This window comes from Paenibacillus pasadenensis DSM 19293, assembly GCF_000422485.1.
Taxonomy (GTDB): domain Bacteria; phylum Bacillota; class Bacilli; order Paenibacillales; family Paenibacillaceae; genus Paenibacillus_O; species Paenibacillus_O pasadenensis.
Genome location: NZ_KE383847.1, coordinates 184,921 through 199,701, shown reverse-complemented (window position 1 = coordinate 199,701; position 14,781 = coordinate 184,921). Strand labels below are relative to the sequence as shown.

The following is a 14,781-nucleotide window of genomic DNA, read 5'->3' as shown; positions in this document are numbered from 1 at the left end:
GAAGGGTCGAAGAACTTGGACGGCAGCGGCAAAGCCCCTTCGCCCGGCAAGGCCGACAGAAGCGAAGGGGCCGCCGCTGTCGGCACACCCCCACCACCTGGGAACATATGGACCGTGCGCCAAAACAAAAAAGCCGCCTCCGCGCGCCGAATGGCGCGAGAGGCGGCTTCTGCATGCCGCAGGCTGGCGGTCCGCCGGCCTCCCCGCCTGGGCGGGAAGGGCGGCGGACCCGAGCGGGATCAGCCCGCTCCGAGGTACAGGTAGCGGAGCACGATCAGCAAGGCGAGGATCCACATGAGCGGATGGATGTTGTATTTCTTGCCGGCTTTGCCGGTCAGGTTGGCCAGCAGCGCGAGCAGGACGTACGACACGATGCCGAAGCTGATGCCGTTGGCGATGTTGTACGTGAACGGCATCATGATGATGATGAAGAACGAAGGAACGGCGTAGACCATGTCCTGGAAGTCGATCTCCTTGACGGACTGCATCATGAGCAGGCCGACGAGGATGAGCGCCGCCGCCGTCGCGGAGCCCGGGATGAGCGCCACGAGCGGAGCGAGGAAGATCGACAGCAGGAAGCAGATGCCGGTCGTGACGGCCGTCAGGCCGGTGCGGCCGCCCTGGGCGATGCCGGAGGAGCTTTCGACGAAGGCCGTGACGGTGCTCGTGCCGAGCATCGCGCCGCCGCTGACGCCGACCGCATCGACGAACATCGCTTTGCCGACGCGCTTCTTGCCTTCCTCGGGATTTTTCATGAAGCCGGCGCGGTTGGCCGTGCCGACGAGCGTGCCGAACGTGTCGAACAGCTCGACGAACGTGAACGTGAGCACGACGGTGATGAGGCCGACCTGCATGACGCCGGCGAAGTCGAAGTGCCAGAAGTTGAGCTCGCCGAAGTCCGGCAGCCACGTCGGGTTCTCCGCCATCGTCGGCAGGTTGCCCGTGAGCCAGGCGACGAGCGTCGTGCCGAGGATGCCCCACAGGAACGCGGCCGGCACGCGCAGCACCATCAGCACGGCGATGAGCAGCAGGCCGAGGATCGTCAGGTAGACGGACGGGTTATGGATGTCGCCCATGTGGATGACCGTCTCGAAGCTGAGCAGGTTGGTGAAGGTGCCTTTTTCGACGTCGGTGACCGCGGTCTCGGCGGCGATCGTCATGATGCCGCTGTTCTTGAGGCCGACGACGGCGATGAACAGGCCGATGCCGACCGTGATCGCGTGCTTGAGGCTGTCCGGCACGGCGGTGATGAGCATCTGGCGGATCTGCGTCACCGTCAGGATGAGGAAGATGATCCCGGAGATGAAGACAGCGGTCAGGCCCATCGCCGGCGAGATCGGATTGCCCGTCCCCTGCGAGGCGATGATGGTGGCGGCGAAGTAGGCGTTGAGGCCCATGCCCGGCGCGAGCGCGACCGGGAAGTTGACGAACAGGCCCATCGCGATCGTGAAGATGCCTGCCGCCAGCGCAGTCGCGAGGAACACTGCGGTCCAGCTCAGGCCGGACGCCGAGAGGATGCTCGGGTTGACGGCCAGGATGTAGGCCATCGTCATGAACGTCGTGAGGCCGGCCATGATTTCGGTGCGGATGGTGGTGCCGTTTTCCTTGAGCTTGAAGAAGCGCTCCATGCTGCTTGTCCCCCCTGGACAGTTGGATTGGCTGGCGCCCGAGGCGCTCCCGCGCGGAAGCGGCCTCGGGCCTTGCTTTCGGAAAAGCAAAAAGGAGAGCGCGCGGCAGCTGGCGGGCAGCTGCCGAAAGCGTCTCTCCCGGATCGTCCGGAGCGGAAATGGTCCCGACTCCGCTCCCTGCCGCCCCGACGGCCGGCAACAGCCGGACGATGAAGGCGACAGCGAGCGGGGCGCAAGCGGCTTCCGCTCCGAACTTTCGTAGCCTGGTCATTTACGGTGACCGAGTAGAGACTTCCGGGCCGATCCCCGGAATTATACGAAAGTTGCGTTGGATATCAATCAGAACGTAACTAATTTACCTTCATTTTCGACATAAGTCAACCGATCTCTTTGATTTTCGGCTTATTTTCCGAACATTATCCAACATCCGGGAAAAACCGTCAGCGCTCGGCGTCCGCGGCCGCGGCCGGAGGACGCAGGCGCGCGAGCGCCAGCCCGATCATGCCGAACAGCAGGAACGCTCCGCCCAGCAGCCAGAACAGGCTGCCGGCCGCGCCGTACCGGAGGCCGAAGCCGCCGACGACCGGACCGGCGATGCTGCCGACGGAGAAATGGATCGAGGCGAGCACGTTCGCTCCCGGCAGCAGATGGCGCGGCAGCTGGTCGGCCGCATAAGCGAGGCCGAGCGAGAAGAACGAGCCGACGAGGCCGCCGGCCAGCGCCAGCAGCGCGGCGACGAGGACGACGCTGTCGCCCGCGGCCGGGATGCAGGCGAACAGTACGCCGCCTCCAAGCCCGCAGCCGATTAGCACGGGCAGACGACCGATCCGGTCGCTGAGCGAGCCGAGCGGCAGCTGCAGCAGCAGGCCGCCGAGGCCGAGCGCCGGCAGCAGCGCGCTGATCGCTTCGCGGTTCAGGCCGATCTGCGTGCCGTACAGCGGGAAGCTGCTGTTCATCGACGCTTCCATGATGCCGTACAGCATCGCCGGCAGCAGCGCGTACCAGGCGATCCGATACACCTTCAGGTAGCGCGCGGCGCCCGTCGCCTCGCCCGGCTCGGCCGCTTCCGGCCGCTCCTTGGCCGGCAGGCCGAGCGCGAGCAGCAGCACAACGGCGTACAGCCCGGCGCTGACGAGGAACGGCGCCGCTTCGCCGAAGTGCAGCAGGTTGATGCCGAGTGGACCGATGCTGAAGCCGACGCCGTAGGACATGCCGTACAGCGAGATGAAGGTGCCGCGGCGGCTCGCCGGCGCGCGGCTGACCATCCAGAGCTGGGTGGCGAAATGCATGCCGCTGTCGCCGACGCCGATGACGAGGCGCAGCAGGAACCACGCCGTCAGCGAGCCTGCCGTCAGCGGGAACAGCAGCGTGGCGGCGGTGATGAGGACGATGCCCGTCACAATGACGGCCTTGAAGCCGAAGCGCCGCACCGGACGCTCGATGAAGAACATCGTCGAGAACGTCCCGATGTAAAGCGCCATCGAGTTGAGGCCGTTGACGTCCTCGGGCACGCCCGCGCGCTCGAGCAGGATCGCGAGCAGCGGCAGCAGCAGCCCTTGGCTCGCTCCGGCCGTGACGACGACGGCGAGCAGCACGAGCAGCCGGTAGCTGACGAGCCGCTCGGGCGGCTCGAGGAACGGACTGGCGGAAGCAGGTGGATTCATGTCGGGATGATGGCTCCTTCGTTCGATCGCTTTGCAAAAATTTCCCCGAAGCTGCGGACAGGAGAAATTTTTTTCGTCCGAAATTCGCTTAAATTTTACCATAATGAAGCTGATGCAAAAAAGGAACGGCCGGCCGATGCCGAGCCGTTGTTCCGTCCTTGCACAAAAAGAAAGCCTGTTGCTCGAGCGGGCTGCCGAGAAGCATACCCGCCCTTTTTTGATGGATTTGGAAGAAACTGTCCAATTCATGCTTTCAACAGCCATAATGTCATGAATTCTTCCGTGAAATAAACTTCCAACCGCTACGGACGGAAGGGCGCCTGCTGCCAATCGTCCATCTTGTAAACTTTCTTAACATTTAATAGACTGATGGCGTCAACTACTATTACATAGAGTGGAGGAACTTGTCTGATGTCTGCATCCTTATCCCCCAAGCGCCTGCTCGTCTACGCCCTCGCCGTCTCGCTGCTGATCGGCCTGCTGGCCGCCTTCGGCGCGCCGCGCGCAAGCGCCGCCGAAGCGGCGGCGATTCCGCCGCTGCCGCAAGCCGCGAAATCGTCGCCGCTGCCGAACGTCATCGTCATCGGCACCGGAGGCACGCTCGCCGGCAAGGCGAACGCCCCGACCAGCTTCCAAAGCTATCGGGCCGGCACCTACCTGATCGCCGATCTCGTCAAGCAGCTGCCCGGCAAAAGCCAGCTCGCCGACGTGTCGACCTACCAATTCGGCAATAAAGGCTCCGGCGGCTACACGATTCCGGAGCTGCGCGAGCTGTCGCTCGCGGTCGACGAGGCGCTCCGCATCTACGACGGCGCCGTCGTCACGACGGGCACCGATACGATGGAGGAGATCGCCTACTTCCTCGATCTGACCGTGCGCAGCGAAAAGCCGGTCGTCGTCACCGGCGCGATGCGGCCGTGGGACGTCATCGGCACCGACGGGCCGGCCAACCTGTTCAACGCGATCAAGCTTGCCGGCAGCGGCAAGACGACCTCGTTCGGAACCGTCCTCATGCTGAACGACTACATCCACGCGGCGCGCGACGTGACGAAGAGCAACTCGCATCGGATGGACACGTTCGAAACGCCGATGCTCGGAGCGCTCGGCTACATCGACGAGAAGAACATCCGCATCTACCGCGCGCCGGGACGAGCCGGAAAAGCCGGCACCGCCGCCTGGAAGACGCCGTTCGACCTGACCCGGATCGCGCCCGAGGCGCTGCCGAAGGTGGAGGTCGCCTATGTGTATCAAGCGGCAGGAGCAGGCGCGATCAACGGCTTCGTCAAGGACGGCGCCAAAGGCATCGTCACCGCCGGCACCGGCGCGGGCGGATTGTCGTCGGCGATGAGCGCGGCGCGGTCCGAAGCGATCAAAAAAGGCGTGCTGTTCGTCACGACGACCCGCACCGGCTCCGGCACGATGTATCCGGGAAGCTCGCCCGGCATCATCGCCGGCGACAGCCTGAACGCCCAGCACGCGCGCATCCTGCTGCTGCTCGGCCTCGCCTTCTCCAGTGACTTCGACACGATCAAGGGCTGGTTCGCCGACTATGGCACTGGCGCGGCCAGCGCCGCCAGCACCGCCAGCGCAGCGGAATAAAGGAGGACAAGACCAATGGCTACCTTGCTGACCACGCTCAAACGCTCCGCCGCTCTCGCGGCGATGCTCTCCCTTGCCGCCGGCGCCTTCGCGGCGTCCGGCCCCGTCCCTGCCGCTGCGGCCGCCGAGGCCGCTGCGATCAGCGCCAATCCGTTCGCGCCGACGGTGGAGATTCCCGCCGTGCCGGAGGCTTTTCACACCTCCGAGCTGCCTGACGTCATCGTCGTCGCCACCGGCGGCACGCTGGCCGGCAAGGCGGCGGACGGGACGAGCTTCCAGAACTACCGCGCCGGCACCTACCTCATGGAGGACCTCGTCGCGCAGCTGCCCGGCAAGGAGAAGATCGCCGACGTCGAGACGGCGCAATTCGGCAACAAGGGATCCGGCAGCTACAGCCTGCAGGACCTGTACGACCTGTCGCAGACGGTGGACGCCGCGCTGGAGAAGTACGACGGCGCGGTCGTGACGACCGGCACCGACACAATGGAGGAGATCGCCTACTTCCTCGACCTGACCGTGCGCAGCGAAAAGCCGGTCGTCGTCACCGGCGCGATGCGTCCGTGGGACGTCATCGGCACCGACGGGCCGGCCAACCTGTACAACGCGATCAAGCTCGCCGGCAGCGGCAAGACGAAGGGCTACGGCACCGTCGTCATGCTGAACGACGTCATCCAGACGGCGCGTGACGTGACGAAGTCGAACGCCCACCGGATGGATACGTTCGAGACGCCGGCGCTCGGCGCGCTCGGCTACATCGACGAGAAGAACATCAGCCTCTACCGCCTCACCGCGCGGGCGATGGCGTCCGGCACGCCGCAGTGGCGCACGCCGTTCGACCTGACGTCGATCGCCAAGAGCAACTTCCCGGCCGTCGAGATCGCCTATGCCTACCAAGGCGCGGGCGGAGGCGCGATCAAGCAGTTCGCCCTGGACGGCGTCAAAGGCATCGTCACCGCCGGCACCGGCGCCGGCGGCCTGTCCGCGGAAATGAGCGCCGCCCGTGCCGAGGCGATTGAAAAAGGCGTGCTGTTCGTTACGACGACGCGCACCGGCTCCGGCACGATGTACCAAGGCAATACGCCGGGCATCATTGCCGGCGACAGCCTGAACGCCCAGCATGCGCGCATCCTGCTGACGCTCGCGCTGGCGTTCAGCTCCGACTATGATACCGTCAAAGGATGGTTCCAGACGATCGGCACGCAGGACGTGCCCGCCTCCGGCACGGTCGAGCCGGCCGCTCCGGCTCCGGAGCTCGCCGCCAGCGACCTGACCGGCCACTGGGCCGAGGAGCCGGTCAAGCGGGCGGCCTCCTACGGCATCGCCGCCGGTTATCCCGACGGCACGTTCGGCCCCGACAAGCCGGTCACCCGCGCCGAGTTCGCCGTCATGCTGATGAACGCGCTGAACGTGCAGCCGGCCGTCGAGGGCGAGCCGTTCGCCGACGCCGCCTCGATCGGCGAGTGGGCGCAGACGGCCGTCGCGCAGGCCAAGCAGCTCGGCATCGTCAAAGGCTATGCCGACGGCAGCTTCAAGCCGAACGCGCTCGTTACGCGCGCCGAGATGGCGACGATGGTCGGAGCGGCTCTCGGCCTGCAGCAGCCGGCGGACGGCCGCACTACGTTCGCCGACGACGCCGCGATCCCGGCCTGGGCGATCCCGGCTCTGAACGGCATCCGGCAAAAAGGGCTGATCGACGGCCGCGACGGCAACCGCTTCGAGCCGTCCGCGGCGACGACGCGCGCGGAAGCGTCCGTCCTGCTCGTGCGGATGCATGATCTCGGCTGAGCAGCCTGATTTCCAACATCAAAAACGCCCTTTGCCCGACGAAACCGTCTGGCAAAGGGCGTTTCTCGTTTGGCTCAGCGGGCTATTCCCACTCGATCGTCGCCGGCGGCTTGGACGTGATGTCGTAGACGACGCGGTTGACGTTGTCGACCTCGTTGACGATGCGCACGGAGATCTTCTCCAGCACGTCCCACGGAATGCGCGCCCAGTCGGCGGTCATGCCGTCGATCGACGTCACGGCGCGAATGCCGACCGTGTAAGAGTACGTGCGGGCGTCGCCCATGACGCCGACGCTGCGCATGCCTGGCAGCGCCGTGAAGTACTGCCAGATCTCGCGGTCGAGGCCCGCTTTGGCGATCTCGTCGCGCAGGATCGCGTCGGACTCGCGCACGATCTCGAGCTTCTCGTCCGTCACTTCGCCGAGCACGCGGATCGCGAGGCCCGGACCCGGGAACGGCTGGCGCCAGACGATCGCGTCCGGAAGGCCGCATTCGGAGCCGACCTTGCGGACCTCGTCCTTGAACAGCGCGCTCAGCGGCTCGACGAGCTTGAACGTGATGTCCTCCGGCAGGCCGCCGACGTTGTGATGGGACTTGATCGTCTGCGCGGTCGCGGTGCCGCTCTCGACGATGTCCGTATACAGCGTGCCCTGGGCGAGGAATTCGAAGTTCGCGAACTTGGCGGACTCCTCCTGGAACACGTAGATGAACTCGTTGCCGATGATCTTGCGCTTCTGCTCGGGATCGGACACGCCGCGCAGCTTGCCGAGGAAGCGCTCGCTCGCGTCGACCTTGATGACCTCCATGCCGAACTTGCCGACGAACGTCTCCATGACGCTCTCCGCCTCGCCCTTGCGCAGCAGGCCGTGGTCGATGAACATGCATGTCAGGCGGTCGCCGATCGCCTTGTGGACGAGCATGGCCACGACGGAGGAGTCGACGCCGCCCGACAGCGCGCACAGCACGCGGCCGGTCTCGCCGACCTGCGCGCGGATGTCGCGGATCGCGTCGTCGATGAACGTCTCCATGCTCCAGTTGCCCTCGCAGCCGCATACCGTATAAAGGAAGTTGCGGATCATGTCGTTGCCGTAGACGGAGTGGCGCACCTCCGGGTGGAACTGCACGGCGTAGAAGTTCTTCTCCGGATGGCTCATGGCCGCGATCGGCGCATGTTCCGTTCCCGCATCCAAGCGGAAGCCCTCCGGCATCTCCACGACGAGGTCGGTATGGCTCATCCATACCGTCTGGCGGTTCTCCAGGCCGAGCGCGAGCGCCGCGCCTTCGGCGAACGTCACGTCCGCGCGGCCGTACTCGCGCTTGCCGGCGCGCTGCACCTTGCCCTTGAGCTGATGGCTCATCAGCTGCATGCCGTAGCAGATGCCGAAGATCGGCAGGCCGAGCTCGTAGATCTCCGGATCGACCATCGGCGAGTTTTCTTCGTAGACGCTTGCCGGCCCGCCGGAGAACACGATCCCCTTCGGCGCCAGCTCGCGGATCTTGGAAGCCGGAGTGTTGTACGGCAGCAGCTCGCTGTAGACGCCGAGATCCCGGATGCGCCGAGCAATCAGCTGGTTGTACTGTCCTCCGAAATCGAGAACCACGATCATTTCATTAGGCTTGTTCACGCCCGAACCTCCCTCAGTCAATTGGACTCATTCTATCAAAGCGGCTTCCGGCCAGTCAAGGCGGGAAGCCGCGCGGCTGCGCGGCCGGAAGGTCGCCGGCGAGGGCGGCCGGGACGGGCAGGCTGGCAGAGCCAGGAGCCGGGGGCCGCGGCGCGAGGGGCGGCGGCTACGGAGCGCGGGCTTTTCGCGCGCAGGAGGCTTCGCCGCGCACGGAGCCGCGGCTGCGGGCGGGCTTTTCGCGCGCAGGAGGCTTCGCCGCGCGGCGCGTCAGGCGCGGGCGCGGCGGACGAGCGCCAGCGCGGCGGCAAGCTCCGCCGCCGCAGGGCCGCGCCAGGCCGCCGGCGCCGCGAAGCGCGCGGCCTCGGCCCAGGCCGCGAGCCGGCGCAGCTGCGCGGCGGCCGCCGGCGCCAGCCGCGGCGCGAGCGCCTCGGCGCGCTCGGCCGGGCCGCCGCCGGGCGGCGGCGCCGCGCCGTGCCGGCGCTCGAGCGCGCGCAGCTGCGCCTCCGCGGCGGCAAGCAGCGCGGCCCGCTGCGCGTCGCGGCGGCGGCGCTCGCCGCCGGCCGCCAGCGCGTAGCGGCGCAGCGCCAGCGCGAGGCGCAGCCGCGAGCGCAGCGCCGGCGAAGCCAGCGCGGCCGCGAGCGCGCCCAGCGCGGCGACGGCCGCGAGCGCGCCGGGCTGCGCCAGCGTGCGCGCGAGCTCGGCCGCGCGGCCGGCCGCTGCGCCAGCGGCCTCGCGCAGCCGCGTGCCGGCGGCTGCGCCTGGCTGCGGCGCCGGGCTCGCCGCAGCCGGCGCGCCGGCTGCGGCGGCAGCGGCCGCAGCCTCCGGCTGCGGCGCGGCGCCCGCCGCGTACCCCGGCGTCGGGTCGAACGCGACCCACCCGACACCGGGAAAATAAACCTCCACCCAGGAATGCGCGTCCAGCCCGCTGACCCGGTAGACGTCTCCTCCGGCTCCGGCCGCGGCGCTCCCGAGCGCCGCGCGGACTTCCGCAGGAGCTTTTCCCGACGCCGTCTCCTCGCCTGGAGCGAATCCCTTCACCCACCGGGCCGGAATACCGACCGAGCGCAGCATGACCGCCATCGCCGTCGAGAAGTGCACGCAGTAGCCGAGCTTCCGCTCGAACAGAAACTGGTCGACCAGGTCCTGCCCCGGCGCGGGCGCCTCGGTCTCCGTCAGCGAGTAGCGATAATGCGCCTTCAAGTAGTCGCTCACCGCGACGACCTGCCCGTATCGGTCTGCCTGGCCGGCGGTCACCGAAGCGGCGAGCTCCTTCACCCGCTGCGGCAGCGAGGCCGGCAGCTGCAGCGCCGCCTTCAGCTCAAGCTCGAGCTGGAGCGCCGCCTCGTCGGCCTCCGCCGTTGCCGCTCCTGCGCCTGTCGTCCGCCGGACCTGCCCTTCTTGTCCGTTCCCGCTCTCTTGCGCGCTGTTCGAAGCGGCGCCCGATTGACGGAGCTGCTCCGCCGTCGGCCGGACGAGTTCCGACACGACCGTATAGCCCAGCGCCCCGCCGGCCGCCTGGGGCAGATAGACGGCTCCGCCGCCGCTTTCGCTCAAATAGGACGTCCAGTCCCTGTACGCTTCGGCCGCCGGCGACCGGGCCGACAGGATCGCTGCCGCCGTGCCGGCCGCAGGCAGCGGCATCCCTTCCTCCAAACGAGGCAGCCAGACCGACTGCCGGATCGTTTCCGCGCCTCCGCTTTCCGTGCCTTGGCTCGCCGCGACTTTGCTCTCCGTGACTTTGCTCTCCGTGCCTTTGCTCGCCGTGCTCGCCGATTCCGTGCTCGCCGACTGCGCCCCTTCTGCTGCCGCACTTGCTTTCCCCGGCACAGCCGCCCCCGGACCGACGGGCCGCGCTACGAGCTCGCCGCCCTCTTCCCGCCAGCCTTGGCCGGTATAGACGGTTTTCTCCTCCATCCTCCAGTAAAGAGGCTCGGGAGAAACCGCCCAGAACAGCGTGCGGTCGGATTGCCGCAGCGGCGCCCCGAGCCGCGTATCGTCCAAGCCGTAGCCCGTTTCGGCGGCGGCGCCGCCCGCTCCGGCCTCCGCAGCCGCCTGCCCGCCTGCGCCGGTGAAGATCGGCGACTGGCGGATCGCCCCCGCCCCGTCCTGCGATGCGGATGCGCGGATCGCCTGCTGCGCAGCCAGCGCCCAGTCGGCCGGCCGCTCCACAGTCGTCTTGCCCGCCGAAAGTCCGGCCGCGCCGAGGGCGAGCAAAGCGGCTATCCCGCCGCTCGCCGCCCACCAGCGCCAAGGCGGCATCTCCGCACTGGCGGTGGCAGCGGAAGAGGGAGGCGCCCCTGAGCCCGCGGCGTCCGCCTGACGCCGCTTCAGCCGATGCAGGGTGAGCAGCGCGGCCAGCAGCACGCCTTCGGCCGACGCGCGCGCCAGATTCGGAAGCGTGTTCAGCCCGAACCATTCGCTCAGCGCCCACAAATACGCCGCCGTCAGCCCGAGCAAGCCGATGCCCCACTGCCGGATCCAGACGAGCGTCTGCAGCGCCGAGAGCAGGATCGACAGCCCAAGCAGCAAGCAAAAGGCCTGTCCGACGCCGGACATCGCGGCTGGACCGCCGGCAAGCAGCTGTCCGGCATCCTGCGCCAGCTGCCCCGGCAGTCGCGGCAATCCCGAGATGCCGGACCAGCCGTCCGGGCCTTCGCCGATCCAGCCCGCCCCCGCCGTCACGACGGCGAGCCGGAGCAGCAGCGAGGCCCAGCCGGGCAGCAGCCAGACGCCGGCAAGCAGCAGCAGGCCGGCAATGGCGGCCAGCCCGCCGATGCGGTAGGCGTCGTTCCACTGCGGCAGCCGCCCGAGCGGCAGCAGCCACTCCGTCAGCAAGCCGAGCAGCAGCAGGCTTGCCGCGGCCCGGAGCGGCCAGCGAAGGAAGCCTCCGGCATGCTCCAGGCGCGCATGGCGGCTCGAGGCCGATGGACGGACGGCGGACCCGACGCCGGCCGGAGCGGACGGCGAACGCCTTGTCGGAGCCAGGCTGCTGCCCGGCTTCGACAAGGCGCTTCCGCCAACGGTCGACGATGCGCTTCCGCTCGGCGGGTTTGCGCCGACTGCGCTTCCGCTCGGCGGGTTTGCGCCGACTGCGCTTCCCTTGCCTCCGCTGCCTGCCGTCCCGCCGACCGTGCCTCGCCCCGGCGTTCCGACGGCCTTTCCTGCCTGCCCCGAACCGGCTTGCTTCCAGGCTGCTCCCTGCAGCACCAGTCCCGCCGAAAAATCGTTCGAGCCGCTATCCTTCATGCCGTACCTCCTCCATTCGTTGCGGGCGGCGTCGGCCGGAGCCTCGCAATCGTCATATGCCGAGCCTTTGCAGCTTGGTCCGCGCAGGTGGCCTCGTTCCCGCTCTTTCATACCCGAGCTGCTCGGTTTTTCCGCGCAACTAACCTCGTTCCCGCCCTTCCGTGCTCGAGCTGCTCGGTTTTTCCGCGCAACTCCCCTCGTTACCACCCTTCCGTGCCCGAGTTGCTCGGTTTTTCCGCGCAACTCCCCTCGTTACCACCCTTCCGTGCCCGAGCTGCTCGGTTTTTCCGCGCAACTCTCCTCGTTCCCGCTCTTCCGTGCCCGAGTTGCTCGGTTTTTCCGCGCAACTCTCCGCGCCGCTGCCGGGCTCGCGGGAGCTCAGCGCCAGACCGTCCAGCTTCCGCTTTCGCTCCCGGTCGCGCGCCCGCTCCTGCTCCGGCTTGCCCCTCCGGCTCCACCGTCGTGCTCGCGCACGCTCGCGCTCGCGCGCCAGGCGCGGCATCTCGACGCTTCCAGCGGCAGCCATACCAGCTCGACCCCCGCCTCGGCCGCCCATCGCTCCCACTCGCGCCGCGCGGCCGCCGACAACGCCGGCCCGATCGGCACGCGCAGCTCGAGCGGACAACGGGCGGCGCGCGCGAGCTCCGCCAGCCGCTCCCAGCCGCCGAGCGGCGTCAGCGCCGCGATGCGGCTGCCGGGCGCCAGCGAACCGCTCCGCAGCAGCCGCTCCAGCGCCGCGTCCGCGCTGCCGCCTGGCTGGGGCTTGGCGGCAGCCAGCCGCCTAGCCGCAAGCGGCAAGCCGCGTCCGCCGGCCACCGCCAGCGGCGGCTCCGCTCCAGCGGCAAGCCGCGCCGCCCAGCCGGCAGCGGCCGCGTCGCGCAGCAGCGCGGCCGCCTGCCCGGCGCAGACGTCCAGCAGCGCGTCGGGTTCGGCGCTGGCGGAGCCGGGCAGCCCGCTCGCGCTCCCCGGACGCTGCCACAGCGCATGCTCCAGCTCCAGCAGCACGACGAGCTCCGGCGAGCCGGCCTGCTCGTCCTGACGCGTCTGCAAGCCGCGCCCGCGCGCCGCGGCCCTCCAATCGACCCGGCGAAGCGGGTCGCCCTCGCGATAGGCGCGCGTCAACGGGCCTCGGCCTGGCGCGCTTCGCGGATTGCCGCCGTCAGGCTGTCCGCTGCCGCTCCCGGCCGCAAGGGAGCGCGGACTGCCGTCAGCCACGGCGCCGAGCGGCGGCCCTTCCGGCTCGGGCAGGACGGCGAACCCGTCCGGCGCCTCCAGCCGGACCGACGTCCATGCGAGCCCGAGCGGATCGGCGATGGAGACGGTGCAAGGCCCATACGCATATTCTCCGCGCCCGAGCGAGCCGATCCGGTATGACACGGTCCATTCCTTTCGCAGCCAAGGCAGCGCCCAGCAGGTGAGCACGAGCGGCTGCTCCGAGACGCCGGTGCGCCGGCTCAGCTCCTCCCGCACCTGCACGAGCAGCAGCGGCGGCAGGCGCCGGCCGCTGAACCGCAGCCTCACCGCCGCTTCGCCCGCGTCGCCGCCGGCCTCAAGCACGCGCTCGAGGCGAAGGCTGCCGCCGCAGGTCCAGCTCCAAAGCGCCGGCAGCGCCGCCAGCAAGAGCAGGCCGCCGGCCCAAGCCGCCGCGAACCAATCGAGCGCCGCGCCGCGCGCCGCCGCCGCTCCGGCAGCGCCGCCGAACGCAAGCGCCAGCAGGCCTAGAGCCAGCCATCGCGAGCGGGGCCGTCCTCGGCGATCCGCCGATTGCCGGCTTCGAGGCGCTCCGGCTGGCCGACGCCCGCCTCCAAAAGAAGCGGCAGGGAAGCTCGGCTGCCCTCCGCCGCCAGCAACGGCGGCCGCTCCACCCGTCGCGCTAATCCCAGTCGAGTTCGTCCCGGCCCCTCCGACAGCCGTGCTACCCCCAGTTCGGTCCGTCCTTGCCGCTCCTGCCGCGCTCCTCCCAGCAACGCCTGGAACGGCGGTCCCTCCGCCCATCGCGCTTATCCCAGCCGAGTTCGTCCCGGCTCCGCCTCCCGCGCTCCCCCCGGCAACGCTCCTCGCTCCTTGGCGCAGCCCGGAGAACGGTCCGCCTCCCGCGCTCATCGCCCGGCCGCCTTGCCGCCGGGCAGCGGCGTCGCGGCCAGCAGCCGCTCCAGCACGCGCCGCGGCGCGGCTCGGTCCGGCTGCCCGTAAGCGCCGCGAGCGGCCAGCCGGTGCTCCAGCACCGGCCGGGCGACCGCCCGCAGATCGGCGGGGCGCACATAATCGCGTCCGCCGATGTAGGCGGCCGCCTGCGCCGCCCGCAGCCAGTCGCGCGAGGCGCGCGGGCTGGCGCCCAGCTCAAGCTCCGGCGCCGTGCGCGTCGCCTGCACGATCTGCACGATATAAGCGAGCAGCTCCGGGCTGCAATGGACGGTGCGGCTCTCTTCCGCCATCTGCTGCCACTGGCGCAGCGAGACGACGGGCCGCAGCTGCTCCGGCGCCTGGCGCTCGCCGGCCGCCAGCATTTCCAGCATGCGCGCCTCCTCCCGCGGCTCCGGATAGCCGATCGACAGGCGCATCATGAACCGGTCCATCTGCGCCTCCGGCAACGGGAACGTGCCCTCCCCGTCGAGCGGATTCTGCGTCGCGATGAGCAGCCACGGCTCCGGCAGCGGCCGGGTGACGCCGTCGACCGTGACGCGGCGCTCCTCCATCGCCTCGAGCAGCGCCGATTGCGTGCGCGGCGACGTGCGGTTGATCTCGTCCGCGAGCACGACGTTGGCCATGATCGGCCCTTCCCGATAAACGAACTCGCCCGAGCGCGCATCCCAGACGGATGAGCCCGCCACGTCGGCCGGCAGCAGGTCAGAGGTGAACTGGATGCGCCGGAACTGCCCGCCCAGCAGCCTCGCGAGCGCGCGCGCCAGCATCGTCTTGCCGACTCCAGGCACATCCTCGAGCAAAATATGGCCTCCGGCGAGCATCGCCGTCATTGCCAGCCCGATCGTCTCCCCTTTGCCGAGCAGCACGCTTTCCGAGCGGGCCGCCATGCGGGCGAGCAGCGCCCCCGGCGGCTCCGGCCACTCCTCCCGACTGTCCTCCGGGGCGCTCCGGTACGGGTCCCCCCAGACTTCTCGCTCCTGCTTCGGCTGCATGGCCATCGCCTCTCATCTCCCTTTTCCGCCTTCCAATCTAGCGGCCTCTTTGCTAGACAGTCTCCCCACTCGGCGAAAGGTTTAGACTTTCCCCCGCA

At 69.2% G+C, this 14,781-nt stretch carries 8 protein-coding genes and 1 riboswitch; of the genes, 2 read left to right on the top strand and 6 right to left on the bottom strand.

The window, feature by feature from the left end; genetic code table 11:
* Nucleotides 1-239: 239 nt before the first annotated feature.
* Together H582_RS0111685 and H582_RS27165 are read right to left on the bottom strand one after the other, a co-directional pair.
* Entirely contained in the window at nucleotides 240-1,628 is a 1,389-nt protein-coding gene (locus tag H582_RS0111685) for an NCS2 family permease (protein ID WP_028598673.1), read from the bottom strand.
* Nucleotides 1,629-1,867: 239 nt separating this feature from the next.
* Nucleotides 1,868-1,968, bottom strand: a riboswitch (purine riboswitch).
* 100 nt (nucleotides 1,969-2,068) lie between these two features.
* Nucleotides 2,069-3,292 (bottom strand): MFS transporter, encoded by a 1,224-nt coding sequence (locus H582_RS27165; RefSeq protein WP_084137120.1) that lies wholly within the window; start codon nucleotides 3,290-3,292, stop codon nucleotides 2,069-2,071.
* Nucleotides 3,293-3,703: 411 nt separating this feature from the next.
* On the opposite strand from H582_RS27165, the gene H582_RS27160 reads away from it, so the two are divergent.
* Nucleotides 3,704-4,891, top strand: coding sequence for an asparaginase (locus H582_RS27160; RefSeq protein WP_052333166.1), 1,188 nt, complete (start codon nucleotides 3,704-3,706; stop codon nucleotides 4,889-4,891).
* A 15-nt stretch (nucleotides 4,892-4,906) separates the two neighbouring features.
* Nucleotides 4,907-6,676, top strand: coding sequence for an asparaginase domain-containing protein (locus tag H582_RS33220; protein WP_084137117.1), 1,770 nt, complete (start codon nucleotides 4,907-4,909; stop codon nucleotides 6,674-6,676).
* A gap of 82 nt (nucleotides 6,677-6,758) precedes the next feature.
* Here the strand turns inward: H582_RS33220 and guaA are convergent, their stop codons facing one another.
* The 4 genes from guaA to H582_RS27150 form a co-directional block, all read right to left on the bottom strand.
* Nucleotides 6,759-8,300, bottom strand: a complete 1,542-nt coding sequence (gene guaA / locus H582_RS0111655; RefSeq protein ID WP_028598671.1) for a glutamine-hydrolyzing GMP synthase — start codon at nucleotides 8,298-8,300, stop codon at nucleotides 6,759-6,761.
* A 267-nt stretch (nucleotides 8,301-8,567) separates the two neighbouring features.
* Nucleotides 8,568-11,546, bottom strand: a complete 2,979-nt coding sequence (locus H582_RS0111650; RefSeq protein WP_028598670.1) for a transglutaminase-like domain-containing protein — start codon at nucleotides 11,544-11,546, stop codon at nucleotides 8,568-8,570.
* A 378-nt stretch (nucleotides 11,547-11,924) separates the two neighbouring features.
* Nucleotides 11,925-13,649 carry a DUF58 domain-containing protein gene (locus H582_RS0111645; RefSeq protein WP_084137111.1) on the bottom strand — a complete coding sequence of 575 codons (1,725 nt, stop codon included), beginning with the start codon at nucleotides 13,647-13,649 and terminating at the stop codon, nucleotides 11,925-11,927.
* Nucleotides 13,646-14,689, bottom strand: a complete 1,044-nt coding sequence (locus H582_RS27150; RefSeq protein ID WP_240478998.1) for an AAA family ATPase — start codon at nucleotides 14,687-14,689, stop codon at nucleotides 13,646-13,648. Before H582_RS27150 ends, H582_RS0111645 begins: the two co-directional genes overlap by 4 nt.
* Between the last annotated feature and the right edge of the window lie 92 nt (nucleotides 14,690-14,781).

Bases quoted from the DNA above. Each gene is read 5' to 3' on its own strand.
- H582_RS0111685 (WP_028598673.1), bottom strand. From the start codon at position 1,628: ATGGAGCGCTTCTTCAAGCTCAAGGAAAACGGCACCACCATCCGCACC.
- H582_RS27165 (WP_084137120.1), bottom strand. From the start codon at position 3,292: ATGAATCCACCTGCTTCCGCCAGTCCGTTCCTCGAGCCGCCCGAGCGG.
- H582_RS27160 (WP_052333166.1), top strand. From the start codon at position 3,704: ATGTCTGCATCCTTATCCCCCAAGCGCCTGCTCGTCTACGCCCTCGCC.
- H582_RS33220 (WP_084137117.1), top strand. From the start codon at position 4,907: ATGGCTACCTTGCTGACCACGCTCAAACGCTCCGCCGCTCTCGCGGCG.
- H582_RS0111650 (WP_028598670.1), bottom strand. From the start codon at position 11,546: ATGAAGGATAGCGGCTCGAACGATTTTTCGGCGGGACTGGTGCTGCAG.
- H582_RS0111645 (WP_084137111.1), bottom strand. From the start codon at position 13,649: ATGAGCGCGGGAGGCGGACCGTTCTCCGGGCTGCGCCAAGGAGCGAGG.
- H582_RS27150 (WP_240478998.1), bottom strand. From the start codon at position 14,689: ATGGCCATGCAGCCGAAGCAGGAGCGAGAAGTCTGGGGGGACCCGTAC.